The 18,807-nt window shown below is 73.9% G+C and carries 19 protein-coding genes; 10 read left to right on the top strand and 9 right to left on the bottom strand.

Translation table 11 applies throughout. The features are described 5' to 3' along the window. Positions 1–84 precede the first annotated feature (84 nt). From ABZ885_RS04885 to ABZ885_RS04900, 4 genes are all read left to right on the top strand, one after another. A complete protein-coding gene (locus ABZ885_RS04885; RefSeq protein ID WP_360183425.1) occupies positions 85–1,338 on the top strand; it encodes a hypothetical protein in 1,254 nt (417 codons plus the stop codon). 18 nt (positions 1,339–1,356) lie between these two features. Beyond that, positions 1,357–2,187: a phytanoyl-CoA dioxygenase family protein gene (locus tag ABZ885_RS04890; protein ID WP_360183427.1), complete on the top strand. Its 831-nt coding sequence runs from the start codon at positions 1,357–1,359 to the stop codon at positions 2,185–2,187. Between the two features lie 96 nt (positions 2,188–2,283). Further along, positions 2,284–3,591 carry an ATP-grasp domain-containing protein gene (locus ABZ885_RS04895; protein WP_360183429.1) on the top strand — a complete coding sequence of 436 codons (1,308 nt, stop codon included), beginning with the start codon at positions 2,284–2,286 and terminating at the stop codon, positions 3,589–3,591. 114 nt (positions 3,592–3,705) lie between these two features. Then, positions 3,706–4,662, top strand: coding sequence for a DUF2332 domain-containing protein (locus ABZ885_RS04900; protein ID WP_360183431.1), 957 nt, complete (start codon positions 3,706–3,708; stop codon positions 4,660–4,662). Between the two features lie 73 nt (positions 4,663–4,735). Here ABZ885_RS04900 and ABZ885_RS04905 read toward each other — a convergent pair whose 3' ends face one another. Beyond that, positions 4,736–5,677, bottom strand: coding sequence for a beta-ketoacyl-ACP synthase III (locus tag ABZ885_RS04905; protein WP_360183433.1), 942 nt, complete (start codon positions 5,675–5,677; stop codon positions 4,736–4,738). A 92-nt stretch (positions 5,678–5,769) separates the two neighbouring features. Here ABZ885_RS04905 and ABZ885_RS04910 point away from each other — a divergent pair, with 92 nt between their 5' ends. Continuing rightward, on the top strand, positions 5,770–6,435 hold the full coding sequence (locus ABZ885_RS04910) for a TetR/AcrR family transcriptional regulator (protein ID WP_360183435.1): 666 nt from the start codon (positions 5,770–5,772) through the stop codon (positions 6,433–6,435). Positions 6,436–6,520: 85 nt separating this feature from the next. Here the strand turns inward: ABZ885_RS04910 and ABZ885_RS04915 are convergent, their stop codons facing one another. Then, complete coding sequence (locus ABZ885_RS04915) at positions 6,521–7,405, bottom strand: isocitrate lyase/phosphoenolpyruvate mutase family protein (protein WP_360183437.1); 885 nt, start codon at positions 7,403–7,405, stop codon at positions 6,521–6,523. A gap of 240 nt (positions 7,406–7,645) precedes the next feature. Here ABZ885_RS04915 and ABZ885_RS04920 point away from each other — a divergent pair, with 240 nt between their 5' ends. Together ABZ885_RS04920 and ABZ885_RS04925 are read left to right on the top strand one after the other, a co-directional pair. Then, a complete protein-coding gene (locus tag ABZ885_RS04920; RefSeq protein ID WP_360183439.1) occupies positions 7,646–8,665 on the top strand; it encodes a DUF5937 family protein in 1,020 nt (339 codons plus the stop codon). Positions 8,666–8,863: 198 nt separating this feature from the next. Beyond that, a complete protein-coding gene (locus tag ABZ885_RS04925; RefSeq protein ID WP_030240972.1) occupies positions 8,864–9,538 on the top strand; it encodes a Crp/Fnr family transcriptional regulator in 675 nt (224 codons plus the stop codon). A gap of 104 nt (positions 9,539–9,642) precedes the next feature. Here ABZ885_RS04925 and ABZ885_RS04930 read toward each other — a convergent pair whose 3' ends face one another. From ABZ885_RS04930 to ABZ885_RS04950, 5 genes are all read right to left on the bottom strand, one after another. Then, positions 9,643–10,464, bottom strand: coding sequence for an MBL fold metallo-hydrolase (locus ABZ885_RS04930; protein WP_360183441.1), 822 nt, complete (start codon positions 10,462–10,464; stop codon positions 9,643–9,645). Continuing rightward, the gene (locus ABZ885_RS04935; RefSeq protein WP_360183443.1) at positions 10,461–10,637 is read right to left on the bottom strand and encodes a hypothetical protein; all 177 of its coding nucleotides are present in this window, start codon (positions 10,635–10,637) and stop codon (positions 10,461–10,463) included. The genes ABZ885_RS04930 and ABZ885_RS04935 overlap by 4 nt, the downstream gene beginning before the upstream one ends. A gap of 116 nt (positions 10,638–10,753) precedes the next feature. After that, positions 10,754–11,620, bottom strand: a complete 867-nt coding sequence (locus tag ABZ885_RS04940) for an NUDIX hydrolase (protein WP_360183445.1) — start codon at positions 11,618–11,620, stop codon at positions 10,754–10,756. 116 nt (positions 11,621–11,736) lie between these two features. Then, positions 11,737–12,207: a RidA family protein gene (locus ABZ885_RS04945; protein ID WP_360183447.1), complete on the bottom strand. Its 471-nt coding sequence runs from the start codon at positions 12,205–12,207 to the stop codon at positions 11,737–11,739. Continuing rightward, a complete protein-coding gene (locus ABZ885_RS04950) occupies positions 12,204–12,362 on the bottom strand; it encodes a DUF4177 domain-containing protein (RefSeq protein WP_094743074.1) in 159 nt (52 codons plus the stop codon). Before ABZ885_RS04950 ends, ABZ885_RS04945 begins: the two co-directional genes overlap by 4 nt. A gap of 233 nt (positions 12,363–12,595) precedes the next feature. Here ABZ885_RS04950 and ABZ885_RS04955 point away from each other — a divergent pair, with 233 nt between their 5' ends. Next, a complete protein-coding gene (locus tag ABZ885_RS04955) occupies positions 12,596–13,726 on the top strand; it encodes an ArsA-related P-loop ATPase (RefSeq protein WP_360183449.1) in 1,131 nt (376 codons plus the stop codon). 26 nt (positions 13,727–13,752) lie between these two features. Then, a complete protein-coding gene (locus ABZ885_RS04960) occupies positions 13,753–14,934 on the top strand; it encodes an ArsA family ATPase (protein WP_360183470.1) in 1,182 nt (393 codons plus the stop codon). 170 nt (positions 14,935–15,104) lie between these two features. Here ABZ885_RS04960 and ABZ885_RS04965 read toward each other — a convergent pair whose 3' ends face one another. After that, positions 15,105–15,428, bottom strand: a complete 324-nt coding sequence (locus tag ABZ885_RS04965; RefSeq protein WP_030240986.1) for a WhiB family transcriptional regulator — start codon at positions 15,426–15,428, stop codon at positions 15,105–15,107. Between the two features lie 522 nt (positions 15,429–15,950). Between ABZ885_RS04965 and ABZ885_RS04970 the strand changes: the two genes are divergently transcribed. Then, on the top strand, positions 15,951–18,170 hold the full coding sequence (locus ABZ885_RS04970) for a transglycosylase domain-containing protein (protein WP_360183451.1): 2,220 nt from the start codon (positions 15,951–15,953) through the stop codon (positions 18,168–18,170). A 147-nt stretch (positions 18,171–18,317) separates the two neighbouring features. On the opposite strand, the gene ABZ885_RS04975 is transcribed toward ABZ885_RS04970, so the two are convergent. Further along, positions 18,318–18,773, bottom strand: a complete 456-nt coding sequence (locus ABZ885_RS04975; protein ID WP_360183453.1) for a GatB/YqeY domain-containing protein — start codon at positions 18,771–18,773, stop codon at positions 18,318–18,320. Positions 18,774–18,807: the final 34 nt, after the last annotated feature.

An 18,807-nucleotide genomic window follows, 5' to 3' on the forward strand; every position in this document is an offset into this window, starting at 1 on the left:
GAGCTCACCGAGCTCACCGAGTCCCCAGAGCTCACGGAGCGCGCTGAGCCAACAAGCCGAAACAGACAGGAGGCGGTCATCACGATGGCCCACGAACACGTACTGGTGGTCAACGGCGGGAAGGTCGAGCCGGTCGAACTGCTCCGGCAGGAGCGGGGGCTGCAGATCTCGATGATCACCGAACCCGGCCACCGGCACCTCTACCCCGGCCTCGGCCACGTCACCACCGTCGACGACATCGGCGACCTGAAGCAGGTCCGCACCGCCGCGCTGGGCATCATCGCCGCCCGCGGGCCGGTGGACGCTGTGGTCGCCCCGTCCGAGCGGTCCCTGCCGACCGGCGGGTACCTCCGCTCCTACCTCGGCCTGCCCGGGCTGCCCTTCGACACCGCGAACCTGTTCTGCAACAAGTACGCGATGAAGGCCCGGCTGCGGGCGCACGGCATCCCGGTCGCGGCTGGCGCCCTCGCGCCGACCGTCACCGAGTTGCCCGGGGCCGCCCGCAGCACCGGCCTGCCGGTGGTGGTCAAGCCCGCCTTCGGCAACGGCACCGCCTTCACCCACCGGGTGGCCGATGCCGCGGAACTGACCGGTGCCCCGCTGCGCACCTCGCTCGACGCTGCGCCCGGGCCGTTCGTCGTGGAGGAGTACCTGGACGTCGCCGACGAGTACCACTGCGACGCCCTGGTGGTGGACGGGACGGTCGTCTTCGCCTCCGTCTCCCGGTACTTCCAGCCGGTGCTGCGCTCGCTCGGAGCGCTCTTCGGCTCGCACACAGTGCCGGAGGAGGCGCCCGAGGTGCCGGTGGTCCGGTCGCTGAACGAGCGGGCGGTCGCGGCGCTCGGCCTGCGCGACGGAGTGACCCACCTGGAGGTGCTGCGCACCACCTGCGGCCGCTTCCTGGTCGGCGAGATCGCCTGCCGGCCCGGCGGCGGCGGGGTGCCGCACGTGCTCGCCCGCAAGTACGGCATCGACACCCGCGCCCTCTTCCTCGCCTCCGCCCTCGGCCGGCCGCTCGACCACCGGGTCCGGACCGCCGACGGCGTCCACTACTGGTGCGTGCTGCCGGTGCGGCACGGGACGGTGGCCGAGGTGTCCACCGCCGACGACTTCCGCGACCTCCCCGGCGTGCTGCACGTCGAGATGGCCGTGGCCCCCGGTGACACCGTCACCGGGACGCTCTACTCGACCTCCATGGCGGGCCTGATCGTCGGCCGCACCGACCGGACGGACGAGATCCCCGGCCTGCTGGACCGGATCCGCCGGAGGTTCACCATCCGGATCGAGGACGGCCCCACCCGTCCCGGCCGGCCGACGGCGGGCGCGGCCCGCCCCTAGGACAGGAGACGCAACGACATGACGGAACCGATCGCACAGGAGTCCCTCGCCGGGGCGTTCGCCCGGGACGGCTACGCCGTCGTGCCCGGCGTCCTGGACGCCGGGGCGGTGACCGGCCTGCGGGAGCTCTGCGGCCGGCTGCTGACCGGCGCGGGCCGGCAGGAGCTGCTGCCGCGCACCTTCCTGGAGACCCCCGGCCTGACCGACGTGCTGCTGCGCGACGAGATCACCGGCGCGCTGGCGCAGGTGCTCGGGCCGCGGGTGGCGTTCTACCCGAACCTGACGATCCGCAAGAGCCTCTACATCGGCTGGCACATCGACGAGGCCTTCGCCGGCGCCGGCCGGGAGTACGTCTGGACGCCGGGGTTCGCCCACGTCCAGGGGGCGATCTACCTCCAGGACAACGACGGGCGCAGCGGCGGCGGGATCGACGTGCTGCCCGGCTCCCACCTCGCCTCGGTCGACGGCTACGGCCGGTCCCGCCCGGACTACGACACGGCCCTGGCCAACCCGCCGGCCGGCCGCGCCCCGGTGCGGGTCGACAGCAAGGCCGGCGACCTGGTGCTCTGGCACGCACGGCTGATGCACGCCAGCACCCCCGCCGCCCTGCCGGAGGAGACCGACGCCCCCACCAAGCTGGGCCTGTTCTTCAGCGCCGGCCGGCACGACGCGTACGAGAACAACCGCTTCCTCTCCCACCTCACCTCCAAGCGGGTCCAGTTGGAGGACGGCAAGCCGGTCGTCTACGAGCGGCACGGGCAGGTCCTGGACATCCGGTACCCGGAGAGCTACCCCGACCGGGTGCGGGCGCGCGCCGACGAGGCCGGTGTCCACTTCGCCTCGTTCTGAGCGGCCGGCCCCAGCGGCCCACTCGCACCACGCCGGCCACACCGCGCCAGCCACACCGGCCACACCGGCCACACCGGCCACCGACGGGAGTCCCAGGTGAACCACGACCCATCCACCCGCAGCCGCCCACGGCGGGTGCTCGTCGCCAACGGCACGTACGAGAGCGCCTACGGCATCGTCCGGTCCCTGGTGGAGTCCGGCGCGCAGGTCCACGTCGCACACTCCGAGCGCGCCCAGGACGTGGCGGTGTCCCGGCTGATCGCCGGCGCGCACCCGGTGCCACCACCGCGCCGCGCGTACGACCACCTCACCGCGGAGGGCTCCGCGGTGCTGCCGGACCCGTTCGCCACCGCGGTGCTAGGCCTCGCCCGGCGGATCGGGGCGGACGTGGTGATCCCCACCGACGACGACGAGGTGGTGGCGCTGGCGAGCCACCGGGAGGAGTTCACCGACGCGGGTGTCCTCTGCACCGTACCGGCCATGGCCACCGCGCGGACCATGATGGACAAGTACCTGGCCGTCACCGCCGCGGCCGGGGCCGGGATCCCCACCCCGCGCACCGAACGCATCGACGACCTCGCCGCCCTGCGCACGTTCGCGGCCGACCAGGGGTACCCGTTCGTCTTCAAGAAGCGGGTCTCGTCCGGCAGCAAGGGCGTCCGGGTGATCCGCTCGGCAGCCCAACTCGACCGGGCGTACGCGGACTTCGCCGGCAGCCCGGCGATGGCCCAGGAGTACGTGCCCGGCGAGCGCGAGCCCTCGATCAACGCGATCCGGGACGCCGGCGGCGGCTTCCGCCTGGTGCTGTCGCTCCGCAAGCAGCGCTACCTCAACACCTCGGTCTCGACCTGCATCCGGATCGTCCCGGAGCTGCCCGAGACCGCGGCCGCGCTGAGGTTCCTGGACGCGGTGGGGGCGGTCGGCTTCGCCGCGATCCAGGTCCGGGAGAACCCGCTCACCGGGGAGCACCTGTTCATCGAGTCCAACACCCGGTGGGGAGCCAACTCGCGGATGCTGCTGCCGCTGTTGCGCCGCCAGGGGTACCGGGCGATCGAGCACTTCGTCGCCGCCTGGGAGGGCGAGGGCCGCTACGAGGGCCCGGCCCATCGTCCGGAGTCCGGGGCGGCGGTCTCCCCGGTGGAGGACCTGCTGGCCGTGGAGAGCTTCGCCCGCCACCGCCGGACCGTCGGCCTGCGCGGCGGCCGGACGATCGGCTGGGGCACGCTGGCCCGGGCCTACTGGGAGTCCTACGGCCGCGCGAAGCCGCTGGTCACGGACTACCTCTTCGCCTCGGCGCTGACCGACCCGCGGGCCGCGGCCAGCACCCTGCGCCGGGCCTTCCGGGAGCGCCGCCGGGAGGACCTCTCCTTCCTGCCGCTCGGCGAGCTGACCGCCCGGCCCTGACCGGCGCGCAAGCCCCATCACCCCGCCACCGGACCCGGGCAACACCCGGGCCCGGTGGCGGGGTTCGCGAGGTCCGCCTAAGCTGCCGCTCGGCCATCGGAAAGGGGCGCGGCGGTGGACACAGCGGGGCGGTACCGGCGGTTCACGACGATGGAGGCGCGCGGGCACTCCCCGGCGTACGAGCGGCTGACCGGGGCGATCGCCGAGGACCGCGCGCTGATCGCGCTGATCGACGAACTCCCGCCCGCCAAGCGGCAGCCCAATCTGCTGCTGGCCGCGGTGCGCTTCCTGGACGGCCCGATCGGCGACTACGCCGCCTTCCGCGACTGGACCGTCACGCACTGGGACGCGGTGCGCGGCACGATGCTGGAGCGGCGGACCCAGACCAACGAGGCGGGCCGGTGCGCCGTCCTGCTCCCGGTGCTGGCCCGGCTGCCCGGGCCGCTGGCGCTCATCGAGGTCGGCGCCTCGGCCGGGCTCTGCCTCTACCCGGACCGCTACCGCTACCGCTACGACGGCGGGGCCGCGTTCGGCCCGGCCGGGAGCCCGGTCGTCCTGGAGTGCGGCACGACGGGTGCCGTACCGCTGCCCGCCCGGCTGCCGGACGTCGCCTGGCGGGCCGGCGTCGACCTGAACCCGCTCGACGTTGCCGATCCGGAGGACGTGCACTGGCTGGAGTGCCTGGTCTGGCCCGAACAGCGGCAGCGGCTGGCCCGGCTGCGGGACGCCGTGCGGATCGCGCGCGCCGAGCCCCCGGTGCTGGTCCGCGGCGACCTCAACGGGACGGTCCGCGACCTGGTCGCCGCCGCCCCCGCGGGCGCCACCCCGGTGGTCCTGCACAGCGCGGTCATCGCCTACCTGCCGCCCGGGGAACGCGAGGCCTTCGCCGCCACCATGCGGGAGCTGGGCTGCCACTGGATCTCCAACGAGGCGCCGGGCGTGCTCCCCGCGGTGGACCGCCTGCTCCCGCCGGGCCCCTCCTCCGACCAACTGCTGTTCACCCTCGCGCTGGACGAGCGCCCGCTGGCCCGCACCGGCCCGCACGGCCAGTCCCTGGAATGGCTGGCCTGAGGCGGGTCCGGGGGCGCCGGGGCGCCGGCAGGCGTCCGGGGCGTCGTGGTGCGTCAGGGTGCCTCGGGGCGCGTCAGGGGCAGCGGACCACCTGGCCGGCCCAGGAGAGGCCGCCGCCGAAGCCGAGCAGCAGCGCGGGCGCACCGCCGGGCACCTCGCCGCGCTCGACCAGCTTGGCCAGCGCCAGCGGGACGGAGGCGGCCGAGGTGTTGCCCGACTCCACGACGTCGCGGGCGATGACCGCCCGGTCGGCGCCGAGCCGCTTGACCACGGCCTCGATGATCCGCAGGTTGGCCTGGTGGGTGACCACGGCGCCCAGGTCGGCGGGCGTGATCCCGGCCCGGCGGCAGGCCTCCTCGGCGAGCGGGGCCAGGGCCGTGGTGGCCCAGCGGAAGACGGTCTGGCCCTCCTGACGGAACTTCGGCTGCCAGCCGTCGTCCAGCCGGACGGCGTGGCCGCGGGTCGGGTCGGAGCCCCAGACCACCGGGCCGACGCCCGTCCCCGACGGGTCCGCGGCGAGCACGGCCGCGCCCGCGCCGTCACCGAGCAGGACGCAGGTGGAACGGTCGGTCCAGTCGGTGACGTCGCTCATCCGCTCGGCGCCGATCACCAGCGCGTGCCGGGCGGCACCGGCCCGGACGGCGTGGTCCGCGGTGGCCAGCGCGGTGCAGAAGCCCGCGCAGCCGTTGTTGACGTCGAAACCGACGGCGGCGGGAATGCCGAGCCGGCCGGCCACCTGGGTGGCGATGTTCGGGCAGCGGTCCATCGCCGAGCAGGTGGCGACCACCACCATGTCGATCTGTCCGGGCTCCAGGCCCGCCGAGGCGAGCGCCTTCCCGGCGGCGGCGGAGGCCAGGTCGGTGACCGACTCGGTGTCGGCGATCCGCCGGGTGACGATGCCGGTCCGCTGCCGGATCCACTCGTCGCTGGTGTCGACCAGCCGCGCGAGGTCGTCGTTGGTGAGGACCTTGGCGGGCTGGTGGTGGCCCAGGGCGGTGATCCGCGATCCCGGCATGGCTGCTCCTCCGTGGTGATGGGACGTCACGCCGGGACTATAGCGTCCGAACGGTCGGACTCTAAAGAGCTTCCGCTGGCTACACTGGCACGGTGAGCCCGAGAAGATCCGTCGCCGACGCCCGCCGGACCCGCACCGCGATCGTGCGGCGGGGCCTGGACCTCGCCTCCGTCGAGGGGCTGGAGGGGCTGACCATCGGCCGGCTCGCCACCGAGCTGTCGATGAGCAAGTCCGGCGTCCTCGGCCACTTCGGCACCAAGGAGAGCCTGCAGCTCGCCGTCGTGGACGAGGGGGTGGAGCTGTTCGCCCGCGAGGTGGTCCGGCGCGCGGCCGCCGCCGACGCCGCCCCCGGACTGCCCCGGCTGCTCGTCGAGTGCGAGGCGTGGATCTCCTACCTGGAGCGCGACCTGCTGCCCGGCGGCTGCTTCTTCACCACCGTCACCGCCGAGTTCGACGACCGGGAGAGCGGACCGGTCCGGTCGGCCGTGGCCGTCAAGAACGCGGTCTGGCAGCGCGAGCTGCGGCGCCAGACCGAGCTCGCCATCGCCGCCGGGCAGCTGCCCGCGGAGCCGGACGCCGAGCAGGTGGTGTTCGAGCTGACCGGCCAGGTGCTCGCGCTCAACCACGCCCGGCGGCTGTACCGGGACCGGACCGCCGGCGACCGCGCCCGGCGCGCGGTGCGGCGGCTGCTCGGACTCCCCGCCGCGACCGACGGGCGGCCCGGGCTGGCCGAGCTGCCGGAGCCCGGGGAGCACTGAGGCCGACGGGGCCCGCCCGCCGCGGGCCCCGCACCACCGACGGCACCCGCCCGCCGCGAGCCCAAGCCCCGCCGCCGATCCCCGCTCAGCGCTGGAACAACGCGTCCAGCTCGCCGAACCCCAGCGCGCCGTCGAGCCCGGTCAGCGTGCCCGCGCCGAGCAGCTCGGCAGCGGCCCGGCGGGCGGCGGTGTAGGCGGCCTGGGCCAGCCCGGTGCCCACGCTGATCCGCCGCACCCCGGCGGCGGCGAGCTCGGCAACGGCCGGCCCGCCCGGCACCGCCATCGCGTTCACCGGCAGCGGGGAGGCCGCGCAGAGCCGGGCGAGCGCGTCGAGGTCCAGCAGGCCGGGGACGAAGAGGCCGTCCGCGCCGGCCTCCGCGTACGCCGCCGCCCGGGCCAGCACCTCGTCCAGCCGGCCCTCGGCCGGGCCGATCCCGAACAGGAAGACGTCCGTCCGCGCGTTGAGCACCAGCTCCGGCAGGCCCGCCGCGGCGGCCGCCTCCCGGGCGGCGCGCAGCCGCGCGGCCTGCTCGGCGACCGGGAAGAGCGGCCCGCCGGCGGCCGCCGAGTCCTCCAGGTTCACGCCCACCGCACCCGCGCCGACCAGCTCGCGGACGGTCTCGGCGACGTCGTCCGGCTTCGGGCCGTAGCCGCCCTCGGCGTCGACGGTGACCGGCAGGCCGACGGCCGCGACGACCCGGCGGGCCGCCGCCACCATCTCCGCCCGGCCGAGCCGCTGCCCGTCCCCGTGCCCGAGCGACCAGGAGACGCCCCCGCTGGTGGTGGCGACGGCGGCCGCACCGGCCGAGGCGATCACGGCGGCACTGCCGGCGTCCCAGGCGTTCGGCAGGACGAGCACCCGGCCGTCCTCCCCCTCGGCGACGAGTGCCCGCAGCCGCAGGGCCCGCTCGCGGAGCGCGGCGGGGGTGGTGCCGGAGGTGGTGCCGATGGTGGTGGTCTCGGTGGACATGCGGGGTCTCCGTCTTCCGTGCCGTGGTCGTTCCCGTGCCGCGGTCGTGTCGTGCCGCAGTCGTGCCGTCCCGCACGGCGGTGACGGGCCTCGTGGCGCGTACCGGGCGGGGAGGTGCTGTGGCGGGGGGAGTGCTGTGGCGGGTGGGTGCTGTGGCGGGTGCCGTCGGTATCGTGCGGCCCGGCCCGGGCGGCCCTCCAGTGATTAAGCTGAGGCCGAATCTTCAGGGAGGGGGCCCGGGTGCGAACGGCGCTGACGTTCTCGGCGAGCGACGTGGCACTGACCCGCTTCGCCGTCTCCCCGATGCAGGAGGTGGTCACGAGCCTGCGCGCCCTGGCCCACACCCCCGTCCCCGCCCTGCACCGCCGCTGGGCCGACCAGGTCCGCCCCCGGCTGGCCGCCGCCGGGCTCGACCGCGGCCCGCTGGCCACGATGGTCCCGCCCGCCGGCCACCTGCCCGACTTCCTCAACCCGGCCCCCGCGGGCCCCTCCCCGGCGCTCGCCGAGGAACTGGCCGCGATCACCGCCACCGGCACCGCCCAGGTCCGGGCCGACCTCGACCTCCTGGCCGCCGAGCGCGGCGGCCGGCTGCCGGCCCTGCTGGAGCCGCTGTACCGGGACCCGCCCGCCCGGCTCGCCCTGCTCGCCGCCGAGATCGAGGCGTACTGGCAGGTCGCCCTCGCCCCGTACTGGGCCCGGATCCGGGCCCTGCTGGAGGCGGACGTGTTCCACCGGACCCGGCAGGCCGCCGAGCACGGGACGGCCCGGGTGCTGGACGACCTGCACGAGACGGTGCACTGGGACGGCGAGTCGCTGCGGCTGGAGCACCGGCACTGCGCGGTCGACCGGCTGAACGCCGGCGGCGGTCTCCTGCTGCTCCCCTCCGCCTTCGCCTGGCCACGGGTGCTCACCCGGGTCCTGCCGCCCGAACCGCCGCAGCTCGCCTACCCGGCCCGCGGCACCGCCACCCTGTGGGAGCCCCGCCCCGGCTCCGGCACCGACGCGCTCGCCGCCGTGGTCGGGAAGAGCCGGGCCCGGCTGCTCGCCGAACTGGACTCCCCCGCCTCCACCACCGAGCTCGCCCGCCGCACCGGCCTGTCCGCCGCCGCGGTCTCCCAGCACCTCACCGCCCTGCGCACGGCCGGGCTGACCAGCGCCCACCGGGCCGGCCACAGCGTGTTCCACGCCCGCACCGCCGTCGCCGACCTGCTGCTCGACCCGGCCGCCCCGGCGGGTGCGGCAGGCCCGGGCACCGCCTGAAAGCCCCTGACCCCGGCCGGCTCCGCGGCACCGCCCACCGCCCGGCCCCGCGGTACGAATGGCCCCGCGCAGCACCCCTCGGCACACCCCCTCCTCATATGATCGGAGCGACATGCGCCATGCTTGGTGATGCAGAGCACTGTACGGAACTTGCGCCGACCGGCTTGACCGCCGGCCCGGCCGAGAAGGAGGAAGCACGTGGACGACGTTCTGCGGCGCGCCGCACTCTTCGCGGCACTCGACGACGAACAGGCCGGCGAGCTGCGCGCTTCCATGACCGAGGTCACCCTCGCCCGCGGTGAGTCGCTGTTCCACGAGGGCGACCCGGGCGACCGGCTGTACGTCGTCGCCGAGGGCAAGGTCAAGCTGCACCGCGCCTCGCCGGACGGCCGCGAGAACATGCTCGCCGTCCTCGGCCCCAGCGAGATGATCGGCGAGCTGTCGCTGTTCGACCCGGGCCCGCGCACCGCCACCGCGAGCGCGCTGACCGAGGTCAAGCTGCTCGGCCTCGGCCACGGCGACCTCCAGCCCTGGCTGCACGCCCGGCCCGAGGTCTCGATCGCGCTGCTGCGCGCCATCGCCCGCCGCCTGCGCCGGACCAACGACGTGATGTCCGACCTGGTCTTCTCCGACGTGCCCGGGCGCGTGGCCAAGGCCCTGCTCGACCTCTCCCGCCGCTTCGGCGTGCAGTCCGAGGAGGGCATCCACGTCGCCCACGACCTCACCCAGGAGGAGCTGGCCCAGCTGGTCGGCGCCTCCCGCGAGACGGTCAACAAGGCGCTCGCCGACTTCGCCGGCCGCGGCTGGCTGAAGCTGGAGGCCCGCGCCGTCGTCCTGATGGACGTCGAGCGGCTGTCGCGCCGCTCGCGCTGACCCGGTCGACGCCCGCGCCGGAACGCCCGCGTCCCGACACCCGCGTCGACGCCGAAGGGCCCGGACACCGCCTGGTGTCCGGGCCCTCGCGCTTGCCGGGCGGCTCAGATCAGCCCGTGCTCCTCCAGGTACTCCAGCTGGGCCAGCACCGACAGCTCGGCGGCCGGCCAGAGCGCGCGGTCCACGTCCGCGTAGACCCGCGCGACCACCTCGGGCGCCGTCCGCAGGCCGGCCTCGGCGGCCGTCTCCACCTGCGCGAGCCGCCCGGCGCGGTGTGCCAGGTAGTAGTCGACGGCGCCGAGCGCGTCCGCGAGCACCGGCCCGTGGCCGGGCAGAACGGTCCGTACGCCGTGCTCGGAGGCCATCGTGTGCAGGTGGCGCAGCGAGTCCAGGTAGTCCCCGAGCCGGCCGTCGGGGTGGGCGACCATCGTGGTGCCGCGGCCGAGGACGGTGTCGCCGGTGAGCACCGCGCCGTCGGCGGGCAGGTGGAAGGTCAGCGAGTCCGAGGTGTGACCGGGGGTGGCGACCACCCGCAGGTCCAGGCCGCCGACGTCCAGCCGCTGCCCGTCGGTCAGCCCCTCGGAGCCCAGCCGGTACGCCGGGTCCAGGGCGCGGACCTCGGTCCGGGTGAGCTCGGCGAACCGGGCCGCGCCCTCGGAGTGGTCGGCGTGACCGTGGGTGAGCAGGGTGAGCGCGACGCGCTTGCCCTGCCGCTCGGCGGTCTCGATGACCCGGCGCAGGTGGCCCTCGTCGAGCGGGCCCGGGTCGACGACCACCGCGAGGTCCGAGCCGGGCTCGGAGAGCAGCCAGGTGTTGGTGCCGTCCAGCGTCATCGGGGACGGGTTCGGCGCCAGCACGCAGAGCGCCCGGGGGGTGGCCTCGCCGCCGATGGTGGCGGCGGGGTCACCCGGGAGGAGTCCGCTCACCGGCCGCCCCCGCCGTCGCGATGCAGCGCGCGCAGGGGGAGGACCCGCACGAGGGCGCGCTGCACGACTTCGGGGAAGGGGACGGGGCCGCTCTCGCAGGCGGGGACACGGGGCTGCAGGCTGCGGGCGGGCATCTCGTGTGCCGTCCGGCGAGCCACGTCGTTGTGGGTCATCGGGCGTCGGTCCTTCCTCGGGTTGGTGTGGTGGAGCTCGGTGGTCGTGGGCCGGTGCCGTCGCGGCGCCGGTCGGCTGTCCGGTCAGCCGGGCGGTCGGCCGGCTGACCGGCCGATCAGCCGGATTCGGGAAAGTTTCCGTCGATGGTCAGCTCTTCATACCCGGACCATCGAACCGTCATTCGATCACCCCGGACCTCGGCCTTGCCGAGGACCGGATCCAGCGAGCGGCGCGCGGCGGCGTCCAGCGCCTCGGCCGCGCTGCGCACCGGCAGCAGCTCGCGCAGCACCGAGACGGTGGGCGGCAGCATGCCGAACCGGCCCTCCTCGTACCCGCGGACCGCCTCGGCCGGGGTCAGCCAGGTGACCCGGTCGGCTTCGCCGACCTCCAGCGCCGCGCGCTGGCCGGGCGGCAGGGCGGCGACGAAGAACCAGGTGTCGTACCGGCGCTCCTCGAACTCCGGCGTCACCCAGCGGGCCCAGCCGGCCAGCAGGTCGCTGCGGAGCAGCAGCCCGTGCTCGCGGAGGAAGTCGGCGAAGGAGAGTTCGCGGGCCTCCAGGGCGGCGCGCTCGGCGCTCCAGTCCCGGGGCTCGGCGGTGCCGCCGCCGGCCGGTCCGGCCAGCAGGACGCCGGCCTCCTCGAAGGTCTCGCGGACCGCGGCGCAGACCACCGCCTGGGCGGTCCGCGGGTCCACCCCCAGCCGCGCGGCCCACTCCTCCGGTCCGGGCCCGGCCCAGCCGAGTTCGGCCTCGGCGTCGCGCCGGTCCACCCCGCCGCCCGGGTACGCGTACATGCCGCCGGCGAAGGCCATCGACGTGCGACGGCGCAGCAGGTAGGCCTCCGGCCCGTCGGCCGTGTCCCGCAGCAGCACCACGGTGGCCGCGGGCCTGGGCACCGGCGGGGTCACCACGCCGGACTCGACCGCCCGGATCCGGGCAGGCCAGCCGGGCGGCATCGGGAGCGTCGTTGCTCGATGGTCCATGCCCGGATGCTAAGCGCACGAAGGCGGGGTTGGACAGGCCCAACCCCGCCTCGCGGTGGTCCGAAGTGCTCCGGAGCCCCCTCCGGGGGCGCCGGGGCCACCCGGGGACGGCCGGCTCAGGCCCCGGTCTTCACCCGGACCTGCAGCTCGACCTCGACCGGCGCGTCCAGCGGCAGCACGGTGACGCCGACCGCGCTGCGGGCGTGCACGCCCGCCTCGCCCAGCACCTGGCCGAGCAGCTCGCTGGCACCGTTGACGACGCCGGGCTGGCCGGTGAAGTCGGCGGCGGAGGCGACGAAGCCGACGACCTTCACGACCCGCTCGATGTTGTCCAGGTCACCGATCACGGACTTCACGGCGGCCAGGGCGTTCAGCGCGCAGATCTGCGCGAGCTCCTTGGCCTCCTCCGGGGACACCTCGGCGCCGACCTTGCCGGTGCTCGGCAGCTTGCCGCCCACCACGGGCAGCTGGCCGGAGGTGAAGACGAACTCGCCCGACCGCAGGGCCGGCACGTAGGCGGCGACCGGCGCGGCGACCGGCGGCAGGGTCAGACCCAGCTCGGCGAGCTTCTCCTCGACCTTGCTCATGCGTTCTTCTCCCGCTTGAAGTAGGCCACCAGCTGCTCCGGGTTCGGGCCGGGCACGACCTGGACGAGCTCCCAGCCGTCCTCGCCGAAGTTGTCCAGGATCTGCTTGGTCGCGTGCACGAGCAGCGGCGCCGTCATGTATTCCCACTTGGTCATGGCCAGACTCTAGACGAGCGGCCCCCGCGAGCCGCGCGGCCCGCGGGCGCTCGTGTGAGGTGGCCCACAAACCGGGCATGATTCAGGCCCGGTCCACCCGATGCTCCCGGCATCCGGCCCGGTCCCTGGTTACGCTCGCGGGGAGAGCACCTGCTCGCGGGCGGGCATCTGCGGGAGGGCACCTGGGCGGTGCCGGCCCGCGGTCGGCCCCCGGAAACGGACGGAGACGGAGCGTGGCACGCACCCCCGGCCAGGCGGCCCGGCGCGATCCCGACTGGGAGGGCGTCCGGCTGCACGTGGTCAGCGGCAAGGGCGGCACCGGGAAGACCACCCTGGCGGCGGCACTGGCGCTGGCCCTCGCCGCCGAGGGCAGGCGGACCCTGCTGATCGAGGTGGAGGGCCGCCAGGGCATCGCGGAGCTGTTCGGGATCGCCGCCCTGCCGTACGAGGAGCGGCGGATCGCCTCCGTCTCGCGCGCCCAGCTGGGGCTGCCGGCCGGCGGACGGTCGGACGACGGGCCCCCGGACGGCGGGCCGTCGGGCGGGGCGGGTGCCGGCGAGTCCGGCAGCGGAGAGGTCTTCGCGCTCGCCATCGACACCGAGCAGGCGCTGCTCGAGTACCTGGAGATGTTCTACAAGCTCGGGCGGGCCGGCAAGGCGCTGCAGAAGGTCGGCTTCGTCGACTTCGCCACCACCATCGCCCCCGGCGTGCGGGACGTGCTGCTCACCGGCAAGGCCTGCGAGGCCGCCCGGCGCAAGGGCCCGGACGGGAACCGGGCGTACGACGCGGTGGTGATGGACGCGCCGCCGACCGGGCGGCTCACCCGGTTCCTGAACGTGAACTCCGAGGTCGCCGGGCTGGCCCGGATCGGGCCGATACACACCCAGGCGCAGGCCGTGATGCGGGTGCTGAAGTCGCCGGAGACCGCGGTGCACCTGGTCACCCTGCTGGAGGAGATGCCGGTGCAGGAGACGGTCGACGGCATCGCCGAGCTGCGCGAGGCCGCCCTCCCGGTGGGCGGGGTGATGGTGAACATGGTCCGGCCGCCGGTCCTGGACGCGGCCGCCGTGGCCGCGGTGGACGGGAACCACCGCGAGGAGGTCGCACTGGCCCTCGGCGAGGCGGGCCTCGGCGGGCGCTCCCGCAAGCCGGACACCGTCCGGGCGGCGGTGGACCCGCTGCTCGACCCGCTGCTGGAGCAGGCCAGGGAGCACGCGGAGCGGGTGGAGCTGGAGCGCGAGCAGCGCGCCGACGTCCAGCAGCTGAAGCTCCCCACCTACGAACTGCCGCTGCTGGGCGAGGGTGTGGACCTCGGCGGGCTGTACCGGCTGGCGGCCGAACTGAAGCGTCAGGGGGCGGCGTGAGCAGCGGAGGCGTGAGCGGCGGAGGCGTGGCCGGCGACGGGAGCGGGGTGCGGGGCAGCGGGCGCGGGCTCGGCGTGGACGGGCTGATCGACGATCCGAAAACCAGGATCATCGTCTGCTGCGGCTCGGGCGGAGTCGGCAAGACCACCACCGCCGCGGCGCTCGGACTGCGGGCCGCCGAGCGCGGCCGCAAGGTCGTCGTGCTGACCATCGACCCTGCCCGCCGGCTGGCCCAGTCGATGGGCCTGAGCGAACTGGACAACACCCCGCGGGTGGTCAAGGGCGTCACCGGCGACGGGGAGCTCCAGGCCATGATGCTCGACATGAAGCGGACCTTCGACGAGGTCGTGCTGGCCCACGCCGAGCCCGAACGCGCCCGGGCGATCATGGAGAACCCGTTCTACCAGTCGCTGTCGGCCGGTTTCGCGGGCACCCAGGAGTACATGGCGATGGAGAAGCTCGGCCAGCTCCGCGCGGCCGAGGAGTGGGACCTCATCGTCGTCGACACCCCGCCGTCCCGCTCCGCGCTGGACTTCCTGGACGCGCCGAACCGGCTCGGGTCCTTCCTGGACGGCAAGGTGATCCGGATCCTGACCGCACCGGCGAAGGTCGGCGGGCGCAGCGCGATGAAGTTCCTGAACGTCGGCATGGGCCTGTTCACCGGCACCCTGGGCAAGATCTTCGGCGCCCAGCTGCTGACCGACGTGCAGACCTTCGTCAGCGCGATGGACTCGATGTTCGGTGGCTTCCGCGAGCGCGCCGACCGGACGTACCAGCTGCTGAAGGCCCCGGGCACGGCGTTCCTGGTGGTGGCCGCGCCGGAGCGGGACGCGCTGCGCGAGGCGGCGTACTTCGTCGACCGGCTGGCGGCCGACCGGATGCCGCTGGCCGGGCTGGTGCTCAACCGGGTGCACGGGACGGGCGCGCCGCAGCTCACCGCGGAGCGGGCGCTGGCGGCGGCCGAGGCCCTGGAGGAGAACGGCTCGGAGAACTCGTCCCCCGAGGCGGAGCTGCTCGCCGCCGGACTGCTGCGGCTGCACGCGGAGCGGATGCAGATCATGTCTCGGGAGCGCCGTACCCGTGACCGCTTCGTCTCGGTCTACCCGGACGTGCCGATCGTCGAGGTCGCCGCACTGCCCGGGGACGTCCACGACCTGGACGGGCTGCGCGCCATCGGTGAACGTCTCAGCGGGAACGGTGCCGTCTGACGCGGTGCCGTCCGGCCCGGTGCCGTCCGGCGCAGTGCCGTGGACGCGGTGCCGCTGAGGAGAAGTGCTGCGTTCCACCGGCCGGACGTGGGGCGTACCGGCCGTCATCGGGCGACCCGGCGTGCGTGGGACGCCCGGTGCACCAGGGGCGGTCGTACCGCCCGGGACGGTCAGCCGGCCTGGGCGTAGTCCGTCAGTATCACACCGGTGGCGAGGGACTCCTCGTACTCGGTGCGGGCCGTCTCCAGCAGCCGCCGCCACGAGATCACCGTCGGCCGGCGGCGCAGCAGCGCCCGGCGCTCCCGCTCCGTCATCCCGCCCCAGACCCCGAATTCCACCCGGTTGTCCAGCGCGTCGGCCAGGCACTCCGTGCGTACGGGGCACCCGCTGCACACCGCCTTGGCGCGGTTCTGCGCCGCCCCCTGGACGAAAAGTTCGTCCGGATCACTAGTGCGGCAGGCGGCCTGCGCACTCCAGTCGTCTACCCAGCCCATGCCGGCGCCGTCCTCTCCCGAATCGAGGCTCCCCCACGGCGGCAACGGCATATTCACCGTTGCCAGTTGAGGACGTTACGGAAGAACGACAGCTTGCAACAGCCCCTTCGGGCTCAATCTCGAATGACCCGATTGGACTATGGGTATCGGTCAGCTCACTCGTTGGAGTGATCGCAGGTCGCAAGCCTTGCCAAGAACACGGACGCCACTCTCGCCACGCAAGCCGTCACGGAGTGCTACCAAAAACAGGGGTACAGCTGGCAACAGCTACCTCAAAAACGCCACACAAAGGGGCAATTCGGGCAATCCTCATCACTCACAAGAGTGAGTCATGCTGACGCACCGAAGCTGTCGCAAGCTTGTGACAAGCCTAGGCGAACACCTGCCCCGTTGGAGGCGATTCGGCAACGTAGGGTTCTCCCCATGGCACCGACGCGCCCCCAGGCACCCCAGCCCCCAGGCAACACCGGAGCTCCGCGCGGCCAGCGCCGCGGGTCACCGCTGGACATGGCGGGACACGGAGTGAAGTTCCTGGGGGTCAGCGTGCTCTCCGGAGTCCTGCTGGCCGGTCTCGCGCTGCCCGCCGTCGGCGCCATCGGGCTGACGGCCAAGGACACCGCGGAGAGCTTCGAGGACATCCCCGGCGACTTCAAGACGCCGCCGCTGACCCAGGCGACCCAGATCTTCGACGCCAAGGGCCAGCTGATGGCCAAGGTCTACGAGCGCGACCGCACCGTCCTGGCCGCCGACCAGATGTCGCCGTACATGCGGCAGGCTCAGGTCGACATCGAGGACGCCCGCTTCTACGAGCACGGCGCCGTCGACCTCAAGGGCGTGCTGCGCGCGGTCGGCAAGAACGCGGAGAGCGGCACCGCCGCCCAGGGCGCGTCGACGCTGACCCAGCAGTACGTGAAGAACGTCAACGTGGAGAAGGCCGGCGACGACCAGGCCGCCGTCCTGGAGGCCCAGCGCAAGACCCTGGGCCGCAAGATCCAGGAGCTGAAGGTCGCGATCAAGCTGGAAGAGGAACTGACCAAGGATCAGATCCTCACCAACTACCTGAACATCACCTTCTACGGCCACCAGGCCTACGGGGTCGAGGCCGCCGCCCAGCGGTACTTCAGCAAGAGCAACAAGGACCTGACCATCGCCGAGGCCGCCACCCTGGCCGGCATGGTGCAGAACCCGTCGCAGTACGACGCGGTGCGCTACCCCGAGAACACGGTCAAGCGGCGCAACGTCGTGATCGACAAGATGCTCGAGGCCAAGCACATCACCGCGGACCAGGCCAAGGAGGCCAAGGCCGCCCCGCTGGGCCTGAAGTTCAAGGACCCGCAGAACGGCTGCATCACCGCCAACGCGGGCATGGGCTTCTTCTGCGACTACGTCCGCCACGTGATCAAGCAGGACCCGGTCTTCGGCAAGACCGCCGCCGAGCGGAAGAAGTTCTGGGACCAGGGCGGTCTGAACATCTACACCACCCTCGACCCGGACAAGCAGGCCGCCGCGCAGAACGCCGTCACCAGCAAGGTGAAGGTCACCGACCAGGTGTCGGCCGCCGCCACCATGATGGAGCCGGGCACCGGCAAGATCCTCGCGATGGCCCAGACCCGCCCGTACGGCCTGGACCCGAACAAGAACCAGACCGTGGTCAACCTCAACGTCGACGCCTCGATGGGCGGCGGCAACGGTTTCCAGACCGGTTCGACGTTCAAGCCGATCCTGGCGGCGGCCGCGCTGGAGTCGGGCATGGCGCCCACCCAGCCGTTCCCGTCCGAGAACAAGATCGACTACCCGTCGATGTCCACCTGCTCGGGCACCTGGAAGAACACCGACAAGCCCAAGGCCACGGTGAAGAACGAGTCCGAGAAGGAGATCGGACCGTACGAGCTCAAGCAGGCCATGGCGCTGTCGGTCAACACCTACTTCGTGCAGATGGAGCAGCAGGTCGGCCTCTGCGCGATGAAGCAGATGGCCAACAAGCTCGGCATCACCCAGTCGGCGAAGGGCGACGCGTTCCAGGAGGTGCCCTCGATGGTCCTCGGCACCCTGGAGCTCAGCCCGCTGACCATGGCGAACGTCTACGCGACCTTCGCCGCCCGCGGCAAGTACTGCACCCCGGTCGCGATCAACAAGATCACCACGGTGGACGGCAAGGACGTCAAGGTCCCGCAGACGTCCTGCAGCCAGGCCTTCTCCGAGAGCACCGCGGACAACCTGAACACCGTCCTGCTGAACGTGACCGAGAAGGGCACCGCGGCCGCGCTCGGCCTCGACGACGGCCGGCAGATCGCCGGCAAGACCGGCACCACCGACGAGAAGAAGGCCGCCTGGTTCAGCGGCTACACCCCCTCGCTCGCCACCTCGGTCTGGCTCGGCGGCCCGGCCGGCGGCGTGAAGATGAAGAACATCACCATCGGCGGCAAGTACTACCAGGAGGTGTTCGGTGCCGACGGCCCCGGCCCGATCTGGCAGATGGCGATGAACCAGGCCCTCAAGGGCTCGCCGAAGGAGCCGATCCAGACCGCGAACATCCCGGACCCGGCCCCGAAGCCGGACCCGAACGCGACCCAGCCGGCCACGCCGCCGGGCGGTGACGCGGCCACCGCGGGCGGGAACCCCGGCGGGAACCCGGGCGGCAACCCCGGCGGGATGATCGGCGGCGGGTTCACCCTCCCGCCGGGCATCATCGGCGGCGGGAACGACCGCGGTCAGGGCAACGGCAACGGGGGCCGGCACTAGGAGCCGGACCCGGTGGACGGAAGGGGCGCCCCCCGAGCGACTGCTCGGGGGGCGCCCCTCTTTTACGTGCCTGCTGCTCCCGGGCCTTGCCGCTTCCGGGCCTTGCCGTTCCCGGGGCCTCGCCGCGTCCTCCGGCGTGCCGTCCGGTCAGCCGGCGAGCGCGGCCTTCACCGCGGCGGCCACCCGGCCGCCCTCGGCCAGGCCGTCCACCTTCGGCTTCACCAGCTTCATCACGGCGCCCATGCCCTGCGGGCCGGTCGCACCGCTCTCGGCGACGGCGGCGGCCACGATCGCCGTCAGCTCCTCGTCGGTGAGCTGCTTGGGCAGGTAGCCCGCCAGCACCTCGCCCTCCGCCCGCTCCCGCGCGGCCTGGTCGGTCCGGCCCGCGCCGTCGAACGCCTCGGCGGCCTCCCGGCGCTTCTTCGCCTCGCGGGCGAGCACCTTCAGCACCTCGTCGTCGGAGAGCTCCCGCTTCTCCTTGCCCGCCACCTCCTCGCTGGTGACGGCGGCGAGGGTGAGCCGGATGGTGGACGAGCGCAGCTCGTCCCGGTCCTTGATGGCAGCCGTGAGGTCCTCCTGCAGCTGCGCCTTGAGCGTGGTCATGGCCCCGAGTCTCCCACCTGGCGCGTTCGGCCGC

The organism is Kitasatospora sp. NPDC047058, assembly GCF_040643935.1.
In the GTDB taxonomy this organism is placed as follows: Bacteria; Actinomycetota; Actinomycetes; order Streptomycetales; family Streptomycetaceae; genus Kitasatospora.